The organism is Stenotrophomonas sp. NPDC078853 (genome assembly GCF_044901215.1).
Classification (GTDB): Bacteria; Pseudomonadota; Gammaproteobacteria; order Xanthomonadales; family Xanthomonadaceae; genus Stenotrophomonas; species Stenotrophomonas lacuserhaii.
The window spans coordinates 86,480-104,210 of record NZ_JBJDOQ010000004.1 but is presented as its reverse complement, the minus strand read 5'-3'; the positions used below and the strand labels follow the sequence as shown (position 1 = coordinate 104,210).

The 17,731-nt window shown below is 66.2% G+C and carries 19 protein-coding genes and 1 pseudogene; 14 read left to right on the top strand and 6 right to left on the bottom strand.

Annotated elements, in window-relative coordinates:
- Window positions 1-933: pseudogene (locus tag ACI2JH_RS06000) on the bottom strand (glucose-6-phosphate dehydrogenase); the annotation flags it as partial.
- A gap of 342 nt (window positions 934-1,275) precedes the next feature.
- On the opposite strand from ACI2JH_RS06000, the gene ACI2JH_RS05995 reads away from it, so the two are divergent.
- The gene (locus ACI2JH_RS05995) at window positions 1,276-2,364 is read left to right on the top strand and encodes an ABC transporter ATP-binding protein (RefSeq protein WP_101099860.1); all 1,089 of its coding nucleotides are present in this window, start codon (window positions 1,276-1,278) and stop codon (window positions 2,362-2,364) included.
- A 118-nt stretch (window positions 2,365-2,482) separates the two neighbouring features.
- Here the strand turns inward: ACI2JH_RS05995 and ACI2JH_RS05990 are convergent, their stop codons facing one another.
- A complete protein-coding gene (locus tag ACI2JH_RS05990; protein WP_317450706.1) occupies window positions 2,483-3,355 on the bottom strand; it encodes a folate-binding protein in 873 nt (290 codons plus the stop codon).
- A 39-nt stretch (window positions 3,356-3,394) separates the two neighbouring features.
- Between ACI2JH_RS05990 and ACI2JH_RS05985 the strand changes: the two genes are divergently transcribed.
- The 10 genes from ACI2JH_RS05985 (at window position 3,395) to ACI2JH_RS05940 (ending at window position 10,319) form a co-directional block, all read left to right on the top strand.
- Window positions 3,395-3,568, top strand: a complete 174-nt coding sequence (locus ACI2JH_RS05985) for a DUF1674 domain-containing protein (protein WP_080335156.1) — start codon at window positions 3,395-3,397, stop codon at window positions 3,566-3,568.
- 57 nt (window positions 3,569-3,625) lie between these two features.
- A complete protein-coding gene (sdhC, locus tag ACI2JH_RS05980; protein WP_042614014.1) occupies window positions 3,626-4,021 on the top strand; it encodes a succinate dehydrogenase, cytochrome b556 subunit in 396 nt (131 codons plus the stop codon).
- On the top strand, window positions 4,018-4,404 hold the full coding sequence (gene sdhD / locus ACI2JH_RS05975) for a succinate dehydrogenase, hydrophobic membrane anchor protein (protein WP_042614013.1): 387 nt from the start codon (window positions 4,018-4,020) through the stop codon (window positions 4,402-4,404). Before sdhC ends, sdhD begins: the two co-directional genes overlap by 4 nt.
- Before the next feature lie 31 nt (window positions 4,405-4,435).
- The gene (sdhA, locus tag ACI2JH_RS05970; protein WP_042614012.1) at window positions 4,436-6,226 is read left to right on the top strand and encodes a succinate dehydrogenase flavoprotein subunit; all 1,791 of its coding nucleotides are present in this window, start codon (window positions 4,436-4,438) and stop codon (window positions 6,224-6,226) included.
- A 69-nt stretch (window positions 6,227-6,295) separates the two neighbouring features.
- Window positions 6,296-7,081, top strand: coding sequence for a succinate dehydrogenase iron-sulfur subunit (locus tag ACI2JH_RS05965; protein WP_101099863.1), 786 nt, complete (start codon window positions 6,296-6,298; stop codon window positions 7,079-7,081).
- A gap of 70 nt (window positions 7,082-7,151) precedes the next feature.
- A complete protein-coding gene (locus tag ACI2JH_RS05960) occupies window positions 7,152-7,400 on the top strand; it encodes a succinate dehydrogenase assembly factor 2 (RefSeq protein WP_101099873.1) in 249 nt (82 codons plus the stop codon).
- A complete protein-coding gene (locus ACI2JH_RS05955) occupies window positions 7,351-7,791 on the top strand; it encodes a hypothetical protein (protein WP_404735686.1) in 441 nt (146 codons plus the stop codon). The genes ACI2JH_RS05960 and ACI2JH_RS05955 overlap by 50 nt, the downstream gene beginning before the upstream one ends.
- A gap of 35 nt (window positions 7,792-7,826) precedes the next feature.
- The gene (locus ACI2JH_RS05950) at window positions 7,827-9,068 is read left to right on the top strand and encodes a lipoprotein-releasing ABC transporter permease subunit (protein WP_404735685.1); all 1,242 of its coding nucleotides are present in this window, start codon (window positions 7,827-7,829) and stop codon (window positions 9,066-9,068) included.
- On the top strand, window positions 9,061-9,774 hold the full coding sequence (gene lolD / locus ACI2JH_RS05945) for a lipoprotein-releasing ABC transporter ATP-binding protein LolD (protein WP_101099866.1): 714 nt from the start codon (window positions 9,061-9,063) through the stop codon (window positions 9,772-9,774). The genes ACI2JH_RS05950 and lolD overlap by 8 nt, the downstream gene beginning before the upstream one ends.
- Window positions 9,775-9,881: 107 nt before the next feature.
- Window positions 9,882-10,319 (top strand): DUF6491 family protein, encoded by a 438-nt coding sequence (locus tag ACI2JH_RS05940; RefSeq protein WP_404735684.1) that lies wholly within the window; start codon window positions 9,882-9,884, stop codon window positions 10,317-10,319.
- Here ACI2JH_RS05940 and ACI2JH_RS05935 read toward each other — a convergent pair whose 3' ends face one another.
- The 4 genes from ACI2JH_RS05935 to htpG form a co-directional block, all read right to left on the bottom strand.
- On the bottom strand, window positions 10,320-10,589 hold the full coding sequence (locus tag ACI2JH_RS05935) for an oxidative damage protection protein (RefSeq protein WP_042614005.1): 270 nt from the start codon (window positions 10,587-10,589) through the stop codon (window positions 10,320-10,322). It abuts the gene before it with no gap.
- A 125-nt stretch (window positions 10,590-10,714) separates the two neighbouring features.
- Window positions 10,715-11,731, bottom strand: coding sequence for an A/G-specific adenine glycosylase (gene mutY, locus ACI2JH_RS05930; RefSeq protein ID WP_404735784.1), 1,017 nt, complete (start codon window positions 11,729-11,731; stop codon window positions 10,715-10,717).
- Window positions 11,732-11,804: 73 nt separating this feature from the next.
- Window positions 11,805-13,154: a signal recognition particle-docking protein FtsY gene (gene ftsY / locus ACI2JH_RS05925; RefSeq protein ID WP_182655526.1), complete on the bottom strand. Its 1,350-nt coding sequence runs from the start codon at window positions 13,152-13,154 to the stop codon at window positions 11,805-11,807.
- 261 nt (window positions 13,155-13,415) lie between these two features.
- Window positions 13,416-15,323 carry a molecular chaperone HtpG gene (gene htpG, locus ACI2JH_RS05920; RefSeq protein WP_182655527.1) on the bottom strand — a complete coding sequence of 636 codons (1,908 nt, stop codon included), beginning with the start codon at window positions 15,321-15,323 and terminating at the stop codon, window positions 13,416-13,418.
- A 661-nt stretch (window positions 15,324-15,984) separates the two neighbouring features.
- Here htpG and rsmD point away from each other — a divergent pair.
- From rsmD to ACI2JH_RS05905, 3 genes are all read left to right on the top strand, one after another.
- Window positions 15,985-16,563: a 16S rRNA (guanine(966)-N(2))-methyltransferase RsmD gene (rsmD, locus tag ACI2JH_RS05915; protein WP_101098407.1), complete on the top strand. Its 579-nt coding sequence runs from the start codon at window positions 15,985-15,987 to the stop codon at window positions 16,561-16,563.
- A gap of 26 nt (window positions 16,564-16,589) precedes the next feature.
- Window positions 16,590-17,099 carry a pantetheine-phosphate adenylyltransferase gene (coaD, locus tag ACI2JH_RS05910; protein ID WP_042612384.1) on the top strand — a complete coding sequence of 170 codons (510 nt, stop codon included), beginning with the start codon at window positions 16,590-16,592 and terminating at the stop codon, window positions 17,097-17,099.
- Between the two features lie 82 nt (window positions 17,100-17,181).
- On the top strand, window positions 17,182-17,676 hold the full coding sequence (locus ACI2JH_RS05905; protein WP_042612383.1) for a hypothetical protein: 495 nt from the start codon (window positions 17,182-17,184) through the stop codon (window positions 17,674-17,676).
- Window positions 17,677-17,731 lie beyond the last annotated feature (55 nt).

Sequence of the window (17,731 nt, the reverse complement as noted above, 5' to 3'; positions counted from 1 at the left end):
AATGAAAATAAAAACGATAAAGAACACGAAGAAATCAAATAAAAAGACTTCACTACCCATCTATTCAAGCTAAGGCTGGCCGTCGATGGTGCCGGCGGTATAGCGGCCACGGACGCTGTCACGCGCGGCGTGCCTGGCATCGAGCGGACGCAGCGAGCGCAGCACCTTGACCTTCTCATCGCGGATGCGATCGGCTTCCAGCGATGCCGGCGGCTCCATCGCCACCAGGCACAGCAACTGCAGGATATGGCTCTGCACCATGTCGCGCAGTGCGCCGGAGCGTGCGTAGTAGGCATCGCGGCCGTCCACGCCTTCGCTCTCGGACACCAGGATGTGCACCGATTCGATGTAGTTCCGGTTCCACACCGCTTCCAGCAGCGTATTGCCGAAGCGCAGTGCGATCAGGTTCTGCACCGCCGCCTTGCCCAGGTAATGGTCCAGGCGGAACACGCGGTCTTCGTCGATCCACTGGCCGATGGTGCCGATGATCTGCTCGGCACTTTCGCTGTCGCTGCCGATCGGCTTTTCCAGCATCAGCCGGTGCGGAGCCGCCAGCGCGCCGCCCTTGGCCAGGCCTTCGCAGGTGGAGATGTACAGGCCCGGCGGAATGGCCAGGTAGCTGACACAGCGGCGGTCGACCAGGTCGGACACCGCTTCGGCCACCGAATCGGCGTTGCGCAGGTCCACCGAACGGTAGTCGATGCGCTGCAGCAGCGAGGCGATGTCCTCGGCGCTGGCCAGTGGCATGGCCTGCTGCAGGCGCGGGCGCAGGATGTCCCGGAACGCCGCGGTGTCATGCGGTGAGAGCGCCAGGGCGCGGACCTTGAAGTCTTCCGGCAACAGGCCATCGCCAAGCAGGCGCAGCAGTGAAGGGAAGAGATAGCGCTGGGCCAGATCGCCAGTGGCGCCGAACAGGAAGAGGGTATCGTGCATCGCTCGAGTTTCAGATCCGGGTGACATCGTTGTCAATCGCTGCCTGGCTGGGTTCCGGGGAAGGTTTGGCATTGCTTTGTCCGCCTGCTGCAACGGGCCATCCGGCGTCTGCCGATACGACCCGCCACGGGCGGGCGGGGTACTGTCCGTACATCGTGACGCAGATGATGCGTTCCGACCTAGGGATACTGCCACGTGAAAACGTTTACATGGCAGAATGTGCAACTGTATTCGATTGCATTGGCGCCGTCATGCGGCACTGAGGCAAAAACACTGCCGTCGGGAGGGCCGAAGGCAGTCCACGTGCAACAGCCCCGGTGACGGGCGGACTGGAAGAGTGAAATGGCAAAAGTGCAGTTGCAGGGTGTGCGCAAGGTCTACGACAACGGCCAGGTCGCGGTGAAGGACGCTACCTTCGAGGTCGCCGATGGCGAGCTGATGGTATTGGTCGGCCCGTCGGGCTGCGGCAAGTCGACCCTGCTGCGGATGATCGCCGGGCTGGAAGAAATCAGTGGCGGTACGCTGACCATCGGCGAGCGCGTGGTCAACGACGTGGCGCCCAAAGACCGTGACATCGCCATGGTCTTCCAGAGCTACGCGCTGTACCCGCACATGACCGTGGCCGAAAACCTGGCCTTCGGGCTGAAGCTGCGCGGCCACGACAAGGCCACCATCGACAAGCGCATCAGTGAAGCGGCGCAGACGCTTGGCCTGACCGACATGATGGACAAGCTGCCCAAGGCGATGTCCGGTGGTCAGCGCCAGCGCGTGGCGCTGGGCCGTGCACTGGTGCGTGAGCCGGCGGTGTTCCTGCTGGACGAACCGCTGTCCAACCTGGATGCCAAGCTGCGCCACAGCGTGCGCACCGAAATCGCACAGCTGCACCGCAAGCTGGGCACCACGATGATCTACGTGACCCATGACCAGGTCGAAGCGATGACCCTGGGCCAGCGTATCGTGGTGCTGAAGGACGGCGTGATCCAGCAGATCGACACGCCGATGGAGCTGTACGACCGCCCGGCCAACCTGTTCGTGGCGGGCTTCCTCGGCAGCCCGGCGATGAACGTGCTGCGTGGCACCCTGCAGGGCAGTGCGGCCGGAGTGGTGGTGCGCGATGGCGACTGGACGGCGCCGCTGGGCCAGGCCACCATCGATCCGCGCTGGCTGGACAAGCCGATCGCGGTGGGCGTGCGCCCGGAGCACCTGCAGCCGGCCGACATCGGTGCCGAATGGACCTTCGATGCGCGCATCGAAGGCATCGAGCCGGTAGGCAACGAAATCTTCGTGAACCTGGTCAGCGGCCAGCATGCGCTGACCATGCGGGTGGCGCCGCGTGCGCTGCCGGCAGTGGGCGAGACGCTGAAGCTGGCCGTGCAGCCCAATGCGCTGCATTTCTTCGATGCGGAAACCGGCGAACGCCTGGGCGCCTGATTCCGGTCAGTGACGGCCGTGGTGGGTGACGACCGTTGGTCGTGGTGGGTGACGACCGTTGGTCGTCACGCTCTTCACCGGGAAAAGGCGCCGACCAAGGTCGTCACTACAAGCGCGGTCAGCGCGCCAAACCATCGTGCAGCGGCAACCGCTGCGCCGGTTCGCCGCCCACGCTGAGCGCCCCATCGCTGGTTTCCAGCGGCAGCACCGCCAGTGCCAGCCGATCGGCCACGCTGGCGATGCTGCCCAGCACGCTGCCGTCCTGCTCCACGCTGGCGCCGGGCTCTGCGGGCGCCGACAGCTGCAGCAGCTGCAATGCCCGCTTGGCCTTGCCCAGGAAATGCGTGCGCGCGACGATTTCCTGGCCGGGGTAGCAGCCCTTGCGGACGCTGTAACCGTTCAGCCGATCCAGTCCCAGCTGCTGCGGGGTCCAGTGCTCGCGCTGGCTCGGCACCAGGCGGGGCAGGCCCAGCCGCAGGTCGGCCTGGCGCCACGCGGCGGTCAATACCGCATCGGCGTCCGCCGTCTTGATGCCGGCGACCGTCGGGGTGATGCGCATCACCCGCAGCAGATCCGCTCCGCCAAGGTCCAGTTCAAGCATTTCTTCCAGCGAACCGGCCACGGCTGCGCCGACCGCGGCCTGCGGTGCAGCGAAAGCAGCCCGCACCTGGAGATCGTCGCGGCGCGTGATCTTCACCTTCCGACGGAACACAAAACGCTGCAACTGCGAAGCAATCGCATCTGCATCACCGTCAGCGAAGACCAGCAGGAGCGCGTCGGAGCTGAGCCGGATGAGCTGAAACACCGCGATCGTGCGGCCTTTGGCGGTCAACCACGCACTCCAGTGCCAATGCGAATCGCTCAACGCGGCCACATCGCTGGAGAACTGCGCCTGCGCGAACGTCACCGCATCGGGGCCGGCAAGGGAGACCAGCTGGCGGTCTTCCAGCAGGGCATATGCAACTAAATCAGGGGAAAGGTTGTCAGGCACGTGAACGAGGTCTAGAATTTGTGCGTTGCGAGAATCCTGATGATAGGCCAAACAACCCCCACTCCCGACACCGAAACTGAAGCCCCGCTGGATCCGACGGCGCCCGCGCCCGAAGGCATGCCTGCCGAGCAGAAGGAATACGGTGGACGCGGCGGACTTGATCCGGTGCGCTACGGTGATTGGGAGAAAAACGGACGCTGCATCGATTTCTGATCCAGCATTGAGCCAACGCGGCATTGTGCCGCCCAGCCGAGACAACGAGCCCAGCGAATGGCGAGCAGAGAACGTCCCCTATCCCCGCACCTGCAGGTGTACCGCTGGCAGATCCAAATGGTTGCCTCGATCCTGCATCGAGCCACCGGCATCATCCTGTCGGTGGGCGCCCTGATCATTGCCGGCGGCCTGCTCGCCCTGATGATGGGTCCCGCGTCCTGGACCTGTTTCACCGACCACGCCGGTGCCTGGTACGGCCAGCTCATCCTGTTCGGATGGACCTGGGCCTTCGCCTACCACCTGCTCAACGGCATCCGCCACATGTGCCAGGACTTCGCCATCGGCATGAGCATTCCCTCGTTCGTGCGCAGCGCGTGGATTTCGGTGATCGGCTCGCTGCTGATCACCGCCCTGGTGTTCGGCTACGTGCTGCTTGCCGGAGGTGCCGCATGAGCCGTTTCCGCACCCCGCTGAAGAACGTGCGAGGCCTGGGTGCCGCCAAGACCGGCACCGAACACTTCGTCAACCAGCGCCTGACCGCCACCGCGCTGGTCGTGCTGTCGATCTGGTTCCTGGTGTTCGTGGTCGGCCTGATGGGCGACGACCATGCGACCGCCATGGCCGCCGTCGCCAAGCCGTGGAATGCGATCCTGGTGGTCGGGTTCCTGGTGGCCATGTTCTGGCATGCCCAGATCGGCCTGCAGGTGGTCCTTGAGGACTACATCCATAATTCGCTGCTGGCCGTCGCGCTGCAGACCACGGTGAAGTTCATCGCCGTGCTCGGTGCCATCGTCAGTGTGTTCGCTGTGGTCCGCATCGCGCTCGGCGCGGCCTGAACCCAGGCACCAAGACAGGAATACAGAGTAGATGTCCGCTTACAAGATCACCGAACACAAGTACGACATGGTCGTGGTGGGCGCCGGCGGTGCCGGCCTGCGCGCGACCTTCGGACTGGCTGCCAAGGGCCTGCAGACCGTGTGCCTGACCAAGGTCTTCCCGACCCGTTCGCACACCGTTGCCGCCCAGGGTGGCATCTCCGCCGCGCTCGGCAACATGGGCGAGGATGACTGGCGCTACCATTTCTACGACACGATCAAGGGCTCGGATTGGCTGGGTGACCAGGACGCCATCGAGTACATGTGCCGCGAGGCGATCCCGGCGATCATCGAGCTGGAGCACTACGGCGTGCCGTTCAGCCGTACCGAAGAGGGCAAGATCTACCAGCGCCCGTTCGGTGGCATGACCACCAAGTACGGCGAAGGCCCGGCGGCGCAGCGCACCTGCGCGGCGGCCGACCGTACCGGCCACGCCATGCTGCACACGCTGTACCAGCAGTCGTTGAAGCACGATGCGCGCTTCATGATCGAGTACTTCGCACTGGACCTGATCTTCGACGAAGACGGGACCTGCCGCGGCGTGCTGGCCATCGACATGGCCGAAGGTTCGCTGCACCTGTTCCGCGCCCAGGGCGTGGTGCTGGCCACCGGCGGCTACGGCCGTGCGTACTTCAGCGCCACCTCGGCCCACACCTGCACCGGTGACGGCGGCGGCCTGGCCATGCGCGCGGGCATCGCCATGCAGGACATGGAGTTCGTGCAGTTCCACCCGACCGGCATCTACGGCGCGGGCTGCCTGATCACCGAAGGCGTGCGCGGCGAAGGCGGCATCCTGCGCAACAGCAGCGGCGAGCGCTTCATGGAGCGTTACGCACCGCACTACAAGGACCTGGCGTCGCGTGACGTGGTCGCGCGTTCGATGACCGTGGAAATCCGCGAAGGTCGCGGCGTCGGCGAGCACAAGGACCACATCCTGCTCGACCTGACCCACCTCGGCCCGGGCGTGATCGACGACAAGCTGCCGGGTATCGCCGAAAGCGCGCGCATCTTCGCCGGCGTGGACGTGCACAAGCAGCCGATCCCGGTCATCCCGACCGTGCACTACAACATGGGCGGCATCCCGACCAACTTCCATGGCGAAGTGGTGCGCATCGACGGCGACAACCCCGATGCGGTGATCCCCGGCCTGTACGCCATCGGCGAAGCGGCCTGCGTGTCGGTGCATGGCGCCAACCGCCTGGGTTCCAATTCGCTGCTGGACCTGGTGGTGTTCGGTCGCGCGGTGGCCAACCGCTGCGCCGAGACGATCAAGCCGGGCGCTACGCACAAGCCGCTGCCGGCCGATGCCTGCGACAAGGCACTGGGTCTGCTGGACAAGCTGCGTTACGCCAAGGGCGATACGCCGACCTCGGTGATCCGCGACAACATGCAGCGCACCATGCAGGCCGATGCCGCCGTGTTCCGCACCAGCCAGACGCTGAAGGAAGGCTGCGAGAAGATGGCCGGCATCTTCGATTCGTTCCAGGACGTCAAGGTCAGCGATCGCTCGCTGGTCTGGAATTCGGACCTGATCGAAACCTACGAGCTGAACAACCTGCTGCTCAATGCAGTGGCCACGATCAACTCGGCCGAGCAGCGCAAGGAAAGCCGTGGTGCGCACGCGCACGAAGACTTCCCGGACCGCGACGACGTCAACTGGCACAAGCACACGCTGGTCAAGGTCGACGACAAGGGCAAGTGCAGCTTCGATTACCGTCCGGTGCACATGTACACGCTGACCGACGAGGTCGACGTGGTGCCGCCGAAGCCGCGCGTGTACTGATCGCGACCCCCGCCTACCATGCAATCCGCGCCTTGACGGCGCGGGCCGCCTGAGCCAACGAGAGCAGCCATGGCCGAGTTTTCCCTGCCGAAGAATTCAAAGATCACGAAGGGTAAGCACTTCCCCGCCGCCAGCGGCGCGAAGAACCTGCGTACCTTCAAGGTCTACCGCTGGAGTCCGGACGACGACAGCAACCCGCGTACCGATACGTATGAGATCGACCTCGACGCGTGTGGTCCGATGGTCCTGGACGCGCTGATCAAGATCAAGAACGAGATCGATCCGACGCTGACCTTCCGTCGTTCGTGCCGCGAGGGCATCTGCGGTTCGTGCGCGATGAACATCGATGGGACCAATACGCTGGCCTGCACCCGCGCCATCGCCGACTGCGGCAAGGCCGAAGTGCCGATCTACCCGCTGCCGCACATGAGCGTGGTCAAGGACCTGGTGCCGGACCTGACCCACTTCTACGCGCAGTACGCGTCGATCAAGCCGTGGATCCGCACGCAGACTCCGGCACCGCCGGACCGCGAGCGCCTGCAGTCGCCGGAAGACCGCAAGAAGCTGGACGGTCTGTACGAGTGCATCCTGTGCGCATGCTGCTCCACCAGCTGCCCGAGCTACTGGTGGAATGGCGAGCGCTACCTGGGCCCGGCGATCCTGCTGCAGGCCTACCGCTGGATCATCGATTCGCGTGATGAGGACACCGGTGCGCGCCTGGACGATCTGGAAGATCCGTTCAAGCTGTACCGCTGCCACACCATCATGAACTGCGCACGGACCTGCCCGAAGGGCCTGAACCCGGCACTGGCGATCGCCGAGATCAAGAAGCTGATGATGGCCCGCCGCGCCTGAGTGGTGCGGTTGCCGTGAAGTACCCCGCGACGCCGAGCCCTGCTCGGCGTTGCGTTATCCGGGAATGACGATGGACGAAGCGATCCTGTTGAAGAAGCTGCGCTGGCGTTGCCGCCGCGGCATGCGTGAGCTGGACCAGCTGTTCGAGCATTACCTCGACCGCGAGTGGGCTGCTGCCCCGGCCGAAGAGCGGGAGGTTTTCCTGTTCCTGCTCGATTGCGAGGACGATAAGTTGTGGCGGTGGTTCATGGGTTACGAGGCCTGCCCGCATGCACACGCCGTCCCCTTGCTCGACCGGATCCGCACCCTCAAGGCTTGAATGGCGCCCGTCGCGGCTGCAGGCCGTGGCCGAGGCGATGGTATTGCTGGCCGCACCGTGGTTGATCGGTGCCAGTGGGATGCCGGTGCGGCTGCAGCCGCCGGTCGTGCTGCTGTGCTGGTTGGTGCAGGCGGTGCTGCTGTGGCGGCGGCTGGGTGCGCCTTGTCGCGTGCTGTGGTTGCAGGACGCACCTCGCCCCCTGCTGCTGGACGGAATGGAACTGGAAGATCCCGCGCTGCACGTGCGCGGCCCATGGCTGCAGCTGCGCTGGCAGGACCCGGGGAAAAGGCGCGGCGTGCTGCTCTTCTGGCCGGATGTGCTGTCTCCCGGCCAACGACGTGAACTGCGTCTGGCCGTCCGTGCACGGCAGGTTTCCCGTAAGCCGCCGTAGGTGGCACCATATGCTGAATCTACTGGCGCACCTGCATGTTCAAACCCATTCCCGTGTCCATCGGCCTGCGCTACCTGCGGGCCAAGCGCCGCAACGGCTTCATCTCCTTCATTTCGATGGCATCGATCCTGGGCATCGCGCTGGGCGTGACGGTACTGATCACCACGCTGGCGGTGATGAGTGGTTTCCAGAAGGAAATCCGCGACCGCCTGCTGCAGATGTCCGCGCACACCACCATCACCCGCGACGGCGAGCCGATGAGCGACTGGCAGCGCGCCGTGGACGTGGCCTACCAGGATCCGCGCGTGGCCGGTGCCGCGCCGTACATCGAGATCCAGGCGATGATCAGCGGCCCCCGCGTGCAGGGCGCGATGGTGCAGGGCGTGGACCCGGCGATGGAGCCGAAGGTCTCCGTGGTTGCCGAGAAAATGAAGAAGGGCCGCTTCGACAGCCTCACGCAGGGCAGTTACAACATCATCCTCGGCCAGGAGCTGGCGAAGTGGCTGGGCGTGGGCGTCGGCGACCAGGTGGTGGCAACGCTGGCCGAAGTGCAGGGCACGCCGATGGGCGCGATCCCACGCATGAAGCGCTTCACCGTCAGCGGCATCTTCGAAGCCGGCTACAACGAGATCGACCGCGGCGTCGCGTTCGCCAACATGAAGGACCTGGAGCGTGTGCTGCGCATCGACGGCGCCACCGGCGTGCGCCTGAAGCTGCATGACATGGACCAGGCGCTTACCGTCGGGGTGGATCTTGCGCAGCGCCTGGGCGGTGCTTACCGGGTCAGTGACTGGACCCAGCAGAACGCCAACCTGTACCACTCGCTGCGCATGGAAAAAGTGGTGATGGGCATCCTGCTGTCGCTGATCATCGCGATGGGCGCCTTCAACCTGGTGTCCTCGCAGGTGATGCTGGTGACCGACAAGCAGGCCGACATCGCCATCCTGCGCACGCTGGGGCTGACCCCAGGCGGGGTGATGGGGGTGTTCATGGTGCAGGGTTCGCTGATCGGCATCATCGGCACCGTCGCCGGCGTGATCGGCGGCATCACCCTGACCCTCAACCTGGAACGCATCCTCGGCGCCATCGAGGCAGTGTTCAACGTCAAGCTGCTGCCGGAAGACGTGTATTACATCACCGGCCTGCCGACCGACATGCAGACCGCCGACATCGTGGTGATCACCGTGGTGGCGCTGCTGATGAGCTTCTTGGCCACTCTGTACCCGGCGTGGCGCGCCGCCCGCACCCAGCCCGCGGAGGCGCTGCGTTATGAATGAGGTTTTCTCCCCCGGGCAGGAAGTGATCCGCGCGCAGGCGCTGGGCAAGACCTACGCCGAAGGCCGGATGCATACACCGGTGTTCGATGGCCTGGACCTGCAGGTCAGCGCCGGCGAAACCGTGGCCATCATCGGTGCCTCCGGTGCAGGCAAGAGCACGCTGCTGCACCTGCTGGGCGGGCTGGACACGCCGAGTGCGGGCGAGGTGTTCGTCACCGGCCAGCAGATGTCCACGCTTTCCGACGGCGCGCGTGGCCTGCTGCGCAATCGCGCGCTGGGTTTCGTGTACCAGTTCCACCACCTGCTGCCGGAGTTCACAGCGCTGGAAAACGTGATGATGCCGGTGCTGCTCGGCGGTGGTGAAGTGGCCGCGGCCAATGACCGCGCCAGGCAGTTGCTGGAGTCGGTCGGCCTGGGCCATCGCCTGCAGCACAAACCCGGTGAGCTGTCCGGTGGCGAGCGCCAACGCGCCGCCGTGGCCCGCGCGCTGGTCAACCAGCCGGCCTGCGTGCTCGGCGACGAACCCACCGGCAACCTGGATGACCGCACCGCCGGCACCGTATTCGAGCTGATGCTGGAACTCAACCGCGCCCGGCACACCTCGCTGGTACTTGTCACCCATGACCGCAGCCTGGCGCGCAAGCTGGACCGCGTGCTGGAACTGCGCGAAGGCAAGCTGCACGCACTGGCCCACGCTAACGTCTGAGGGTAGTGACGGCCGCTGGCCGTCATCTGCTTTGACGGCCAGCGGCCGTCACTACCGGGTTCACGGGCGCGGTTGCATCATCGGCTTGATCTCCACGGAGTCCTGCCATGAAACGTCTGATCCTTGCCCTCCTGTGCGTCAGCCTTGCGGCCTGTGCCAGCAGCGGGCGATTGAGCAGCGATGAGCGGCTGGCGCTGTACCGCGCCCACGCCGGTGCGCCGCAGAGTGACATGCCCTTCCAGGGCAGCCTGAACGGCTGGAACGAACTGGGCGACAGCGCACTGGCGGTCTGGACGCGGCCGGGCCAGGCGTTCCTGCTGGAGCTCACCGGGCCGTGCCCGGACCTGCCGTACGCGCAGGCGATCGGGCTGACCAGCCGGGTCGGGCGGGTATCGGCGCGGCTGGACAAAGTCCTGGTGCGCGGGCCGGGACCGGGGCTGCAGATGCCGTGTTACATCGGCAGCATCCGTCCGCTGGACGTCAAGGCGCTGCGCGCTTCAGAGCAGCAGCTTCGGCACGCCCAGATCGAAGGGCGCCAGGAATGATCAGGCTTCGGGCACGAAACCCGGCGGCTTTTCCGCATTGCCGGCGAACAGGTACTTGACCAGTTCTTCCTCCAGGAATGCGCGGTGCTTGGGATCGCGCGGTGACAGCCGGTTTTCGTTGATCAGCATGGTCTGGTGGGCCAGCCAGGCGCTCCAGGCAGGCTTGCCGATGTTGGCGAAGATGCGCTGGCCGAGCTCGCCGGGGTAGGGCACGAAATCGAGGCCTTCGGCATCGGCTTGCTGGTACTGGCAGAAAATGGTGCGGGGCATGGGCAGGTACTCGTATTCGAAGCGATAGTGTAGCGCCGAGCCACGCTCGGCGGCCTTCGTCGGGCATCGTCAGGCTCCCGGCCAGGAGCCTCCGAGCACGCCCCGACGCCAACCGGTGCGTGCGCTCAGCGCGCCTGCAGCAGCTTGCGGATGGGCGCGGGCAGGCCCAGCGCGGGCAGGTCCTCGGCTGCCACCCAGCGCAGCGTCGGATGCGCGTGTTTCAGGACTTCCACGCGGGTGCGCAGTACCTGCAGGTGCAGGCGGTAATGACTGAAGGTGTGCTGCAGCACGGGCAGTTCCTCGGCATCTTCCAGGGCCCCGTCGACGTTCGCATCGAACCACGCCTGCAGCGCCATGCCGCTGTCGGCCTGCGGCAGGGTCCACAGGGACGCCCAGATGCCGGTCTCCGGGCGCTTCTGCAGCAGCACGCGCCCGTGTCCGTCGCGTAGCCACAGGGCCATCGCTTCCCGCTCCGGCAGCACTTTGCCCGGCTTGGCCGTCGGCAGTTCGGCGGTACGTCCATCGCGGCGCGCCACGCAGGGGTCCTGCAGCGGGCAGATCACGCAGGCCGGTCGGCTGCGGGTGCACAGCGTTGCGCCCAGGTCCATCTGCGCCTGGGTGTAATCGGCCATCCGTCCGGCTGGTACATGGGCCACGTGTGCTTCGGCCAACGTCCACAGCGGCCGCTCGACAGCCGGCAGGCCGGGGAATCCTTCGATGCCGTGGTAGCGGGTCAGCACGCGTTTGACGTTGCCATCTAGGATGGCGAACGGATCGTCCCAGGCCTGGCTGAGGATCGCCCCGGCGGTGCTGCGGCCGATACCCGGCAGTGCGTGCAGCGCATCGAAATCACGCGGCAGCTCGCCCGCATGGGCGTCCACGCAGCGCTTGGCGGCCGCATGCAGGTTGCGTGCGCGGGCGTAATAGCCGAGCCCGGCCCACTGCGCCATCACCGCATCGTTGTCGGCCGCGGCGAGGTCGGGCAGGGTGGGGAAGTGCTGCAGGAACTTGAGGAAGTACGGGATGACCGTAGCGACCTGGGTCTGCTGCAGCATGATCTCCGACAGCCACACCCGGTACGGCGTGCGCGGGTGCTGCCAGGGCAGGTCATGGCGGCCATGCTGGTCGAACCAGTGCAGCAGCCGCGCGACGAACCGGTCATCACCGCCGGCGGCCGACGCCTGCGGTGGCGTGGCCGCAACCGCGGTGGCGGCCTCAGGCACTGCCGAGTGCTTCGGGCAGCAACGCGTCGACGAAGGCTTCCGGATCGAACACGCGCAGGTCTTCGGGGCGCTCGCCGATGCCGGCGAAGCGGATCGGGATGCCGAATTCCTGGGCCAGCGCGAACACCACCCCGCCCTTGGCGGTGCCGTCCAGCTTGGTCACCACCAGGCCGGTGACATTCACCGCCGCGTTGAACTGGCGCAGCTGCGAGAGTGCGTTCTGGCCGGTGGTGCCATCGATCACCATCAGTACTTCATGCGGCGCGCCGGGATCGATCTTGCCGAGCACGCGGCGGATCTTGCCCAGCTCGTTCATCAGGCCGGACTGGGTGTGCAGGCGCCCGGCGGTATCGGCGATCAGCACCGAGGTGCCACGTGCCTTGCCGGCCTGCAGCGCATCGAAGGCCACCGATGCCGCATCGGCGTTCTGGCCCTGGGCAATCACGGTGACGCCGTTGCGGTCGCCCCAGGCCTGCAGCTGCGCGACAGCGGCAGCGCGGAAGGTATCGCCGGCGGCCAGCATCAGGCTGTGGCCTTCATCCTTGAAGCGCTTGGCCAGCTTGCCGATGGTGGTGGTCTTGCCGACGCCGTTGACGCCCACGGTGAGCACCACGAACGGCTTTGCGTTGCGGTCGATCAGCAACGGCTGGGCGACCGGTTTCAGGATGGCGATCAGGTCTGCACGCAGGGCGGCCAGCAGCGCATTGGCATCGGCGAACTCGCGCGACTTCATGCGCTTGCGCAGGCTTTCCACCAGGGTCGTGCTGGCGGTGACGCCCACGTCCGCGGTGATCAGGGCGGTCTCGATTTCATCCAGCAGGTCATCGTCGAGCTTGGGATTACGCGAGAACAGACCACCGAAGCTGCGTGCGAACGTGCTGTTGCGCAGGCGCTCGCGCCAACCGGTCTTGCCGGCCGGGGCGGGCTCGGCATCGACCAGCACGGGCAGGTCGGCGGCGGGGGCGGCCGGTGCCGGTGCCGGGGTAACCGGGGCCAGCGGCGCCAGTACCGCGGCGGCGGCGAGGGCTTCGGCTTCGAAATCTTCTGGCGCCAGCACGCGTTCCGGCGTAGGCGTGGCCACGGGTGCGGCAGGTGCAGGTGCAGCGGCAGGTGCCGGAGCGACGACGGGCGCTGCTGCAGGCGGTTGGGCAACCGGCGGCGGCGCTGCTTCTGCGAGGGGTGCAGGGGCTTCCACCAGCGGCGCGACGACCGGCTCCGGCGGCTGCACCGGCCTGGCCGAAGGAAACGCAGCGGCGAGCTCTTCAGCCGAATAGTGCTGGGTCTTGGGCGCATCGACCTGCGAGGCGTCCTGGGCTTTTTTGCGGCGGAAGAAACTGAGCATTGGCGGCTAACGGCTTTAGATCAGGGGGTAGATTACCACCGGGCCCGTCGGGGCCCGTGTGGATGGGGGATCAATGCAGGGGTAGCGCCGAGCCATGCTCGGCGAGCGCAGCGGCTGGAAGCGTGACGACCAACGGTCGTCACCCACCAATCCACGGGAGCGTGACGACCAACGGTCGTCACCCACCAATCCACGGGAGCGTGACGACCAACGGTCGTCACCCACCAGCGGCCGTCACTACCCAGGGCATGCGCCCTGTGCTCAGGCAGACAGTTCCAGCAGCAGCTTGTTCAGGCGCGCAACATAAGCGCCCGGATCCTTCAGGCTGTCACCGGCGGCCAGCGCGGCCTGGTCGAACAGCACCCGGCCGAGGTCATCGAAGCGCTCGCCATCGGCTTCAGCATCGAGCTTGGCGATCAGCGGATGGCCGGGGTTGATCTCCAGCACCGGCTTGCTCTCGGGCACCTTCTGCCCGCTCGCTTCCAGGATCTGGCGCATCTGCAGGCCCAGGTCCTGCTCGCCGATGGCCAGCACCGCCGGCGAATCGGTCAGGCGGTGTGACACGCGCACTTCGGCCACGTCATCGCCCAGGGCGGCCTTCAGCCGTTCCACCAGCGCCTGCTTGTCCTTGGCTGCCGATTCCTGCGCCTGCTTGTCTTCCTCGCTTTCCAGCGCGCCCAGGTCCAGGTCGCCGCGTGCGATATCCACGAAGCGCTTGCCGTCGAAGTCGGTCAGGTAGCCCATCAGCCACTCGTCGATGCGGTCGGTCAGCAGCAGCACTTCGATGCCCTTCTTGCGGAACACTTCCAGATGCGGGCTGTTGCGCACCTGGGTGTAGCTCTCGCCGGTCAGGTAATAGATCTTGTCCTGGCCCTCGGCCATGCGGGCCAGGTAATCGGACAGTGACACGGTCTGCGCATCGCCTTCGCCGCGGGTGGAGGCGAAACGCAGCAGGCCGGCGACCTTTTCGCGGTTGTTGTAGTCCTCGGCCGGGCCTTCCTTCAGCACCTGGCCGAATTCCTTCCAGAACGTGGCGTACTGCTCTGGCTTGTCCTTGGACAGCTTCTCCAGCATGTCCAGCGAGCGCTTGGTCAGCGCCGATTTCATCGAATCAATGACCGGGCCGGACTGCAGGATTTCGCGCGAAACATTCAGCGACAGGTCGTTGGAATCGACCACGCCCTTTATGAAGCGCAGGTACAGCGGCAGGAACTGTTCGGCCTGGTCCATCACGAACACGCGCTGCACGTACAGCTTCAGGCCCTTCGGCGCTTCGCGGTGGTACAGGTCGAACGGCGCGCGGCCCGGCACGTACAGCAGCGAGGTGTACTCCAGCTTGCCTTCGACCTTGTTGTGGCTCCAGGCCAGCGGGTCGCTGTGGTCATGCGCCACGTGCTTGTAGAACTCGGTGTACTCGGCATCGGTGACCTCGGTGCGCGGGCGTGTCCACAGCGCGCTGGCGCGGTTGACGGTCTCCCATTCCAGCGCCGGTGCTTCGGTCTCGCCTTCGGCCGGGGCGGCTTCCTTCGGCATCTGGATCGGCAGGCCGATGTGGTCCGAATACTTCTTCAGGATGCTGCGCAGGCGCCAGCCATCGGCGAAGTCATGCTCGCCGTCCTTCAGGTGCAGCACGATGCGGGTACCGCGCTCGGCCTTTTCCACCGCAGCGATGTCGAACTCGCCTTCGCCGCGCGAAGACCAGCGCACGCCTTCGGCGGCAGGCGCGCCTGCACGGCGGGAGAACACATCGACCTGGTCGGCGACGATGAAGGCGCTGTAGAAGCCCACGCCGAACTGCCCGATCAGTTGCGAATCCTTCTTCTGGTCGCCGGAAAGCTGGCGCAGGAAGTCGCCGGTGCCGGACTTGGCGATGGTGCCGAGGTGGGCAATGGCCTCTTCGCGGCTCATGCCGATGCCGTTGTCTTCGATGGTCACCGTGTGGGCGTCGGCATCGAAGCTGACCCGCACGCGCAGCTCGTTGTCACCTTCCAGCAGCGCCGGCTGGGTCAGTGCCTCGAAGCGCAGCTTGTCGGCGGCGTCGGCGGCATTGGAAACCAGCTCGCGCAGGAAGATTTCCTTGTTCGAGTACAGCGAATGGATCATCAGCTGCAGCAGCTGCTTGACCTCGGTCTGGAAGCCAAGGGTTTCGGTCTGGGTCGTTTCAGTCATTGCATGGGGCTCCGTGTCATCGCCGCGCCAGCATGTGCGGCCTGCGCAAGGGGTGAGGGTGATTGTCCCGTTATCAAGGCCTTCTGCCGACGGCCAGCGAACGGCTGGGCCCCTCGTGGTGGGTCGCTAGGAGCGGTTTTCTGGATTGGGCCGGGCGGGAGGGGTTGGTGGGGGACGGCAGAAACTGCATCCATGCGGGCCTCGTGTCGCGCCGTCCCTGGCGCTCCACGCCCCCACCAACCCCTCCCGCCCGGCCCTGTCAGTCCGCGCGCGGCCCGCCACGTAAGAAGAAATAGAAAAAGCGGTAGCGCCGACCCATGGTCGGCGGAATGTATCCGCGGCCCTCAGCGGGGAGCGGCCGACCATTCCGCTTTTCTTTTTCTCTTTTCCGTGGTGGGCGCACGGGACATGTCACAGGGCCGGGCGGTGGGGCTGGGCGGGGGCGTTGAGTGCCATGGATGGCACGAAACGAGGCCCGCAGGATGCGGCTCTTGCCGTCCCCCGACCAGCCCCACCGCCCGGCCTGAACCAAAGAAACCCGCACTCAGCGACCCACCACGAGGGGCTCCGCCGTTCGCCGTCGACTCGACTGCCCGTACAATCCCACCATGCTGAATTCCATGAACCAGACCCGTGCACGGGTCAATCCCGGCCGCGCGCCATGAGCGCTCGCGGTGGCAATGACGGCCAGGTCCGCATCATCGGCGGCCAGTGGCGCAACACCCGGCTGCCGGTGCCGACCCTGCCGGGCCTGCGTCCCAGCAGCGACCGCGTGCGCGAAACGCTGTTCAACTGGCTGATGCCCCGCCTGGGCGGCGCGCGCGTGCTGGATGTGTTCGCCGGCAGTGGCGCGCTGGGGCTGGAGGCGGTATCGCGTGGCGCGGCCCACGCCACGCTGGTCGAACGGGATCCGCAGCTGGTCGCCAACCTGACCGCCGTGGTCACCAGGCTGAAGGCCGAGGCCCGCGTGCAGGTGGTGCAGGCCGATGCGCTGCGCTGGCTGCAGACCGCCGCACCGGCCCAGGCCAGCATCGCCTTCGTCGATCCGCCGTTCGCCGCCGGGCTGTGGGACAGCACGCTGGCGCTGCTGCCACGGCACCTGAGCGCCGATGCCTGGCTGTACCTGGAATCGCCGGACGGGCAGGCCCCGGCCTTGCCGGCGGAGTGGCTGCTGCACCGCGAAGGCGCCACCCGCGAGGTGCGCTTTGCGCTGTACCGGCGCGCCGCTGCTACACTTTGACCCAATCTGAACGTTCACGACCGCAAATGACCGTCGCCAATCGTCGCATCGCTGTCTATCCGGGCACCTTCGACCCCATCACCAACGGTCACATTGATCTGGTGAACCGGGCAGCGCCGCTGTTCGAAAAGGTGGTGGTGGGCGTCGCACAGAGTCCGTCCAAGGGCCCGACGCTGCCGCTGGAGCTGCGCGTGCAGCTGGCACGCGGGGCGCTGTCCCACCATGACAACGTGGAAGTGATCGGCTTCGACACCCTGCTGGCGCACTTCGTGCGCTCGGTCCAGGGCGGCATCCTGCTGCGCGGCCTGCGCGCGGTCTCCGATTTCGAGTACGAGTTCCAGATGGCCAGCATGAACCGCCACCTGATCCCGGAAGTCGAAACCCTGTTCCTGACACCAGCCGAGCAGCACAGCTTCATTTCGTCCTCGCTGGTACGTGAAATCGCACGCCTGGGTGGCGACGTGTCCGGCTTCGTGCCGGCGTCGGTGCTCGATGCGCTGCGCAAGGCCCGCGAAGCCAAGGCGGCGCAGGCCTGATCCACCCGCCCGTGGCGGATGACCGCCGTCGGCACCTTTTTGTATCCACTGCAATCCACAGAACCACCACGGGAGATCATCCATGAACACCACCATGCGCGCGATGCTGCTGGCCTCGCTGGCCCTGGCCTTCACTGCCTGCAAGAAGGAAGAAGCCCCGGCCGCCGCTGCCGATGCTCAGCAGGCGCTGGTCGCCCCGGCCAAGGACGACGATGCCGGCTGGAAGAAGTACCTGCAGACCGTCGCCGTGCAGAACATGGGCACCGTGACCAACAGCCCGTTCCTGTATTACCTCGCACCGGAATCGGATCCGGAGTTCGCTGCCAAGTTCGAGCGCCAGACCGAGAGCGCCACCCAGGCCGTCGCCCGTGGCGTGCAGCCGGGCAACATGCTGGCCTTCGGTTCGTCGGCATCGGGCAAGATGGCCGACATGATCCAGGTCGTGTTCAAGGACGTGTCGCCGGATTCGATGAAGAACGTGCGCGTGCTGTTCATCGGCGACGCCGCTGACAACGCCCGCGTCCAGTCGGTCGTGCAGCCCACCGGTGCCGACTACGTTTTCGTCGAAGCCAAGTAATCCCCGTGCGGTAGCGGCCACGCCAGCCGGTGTGGTCGTGGGCGGCGCCTTCGTG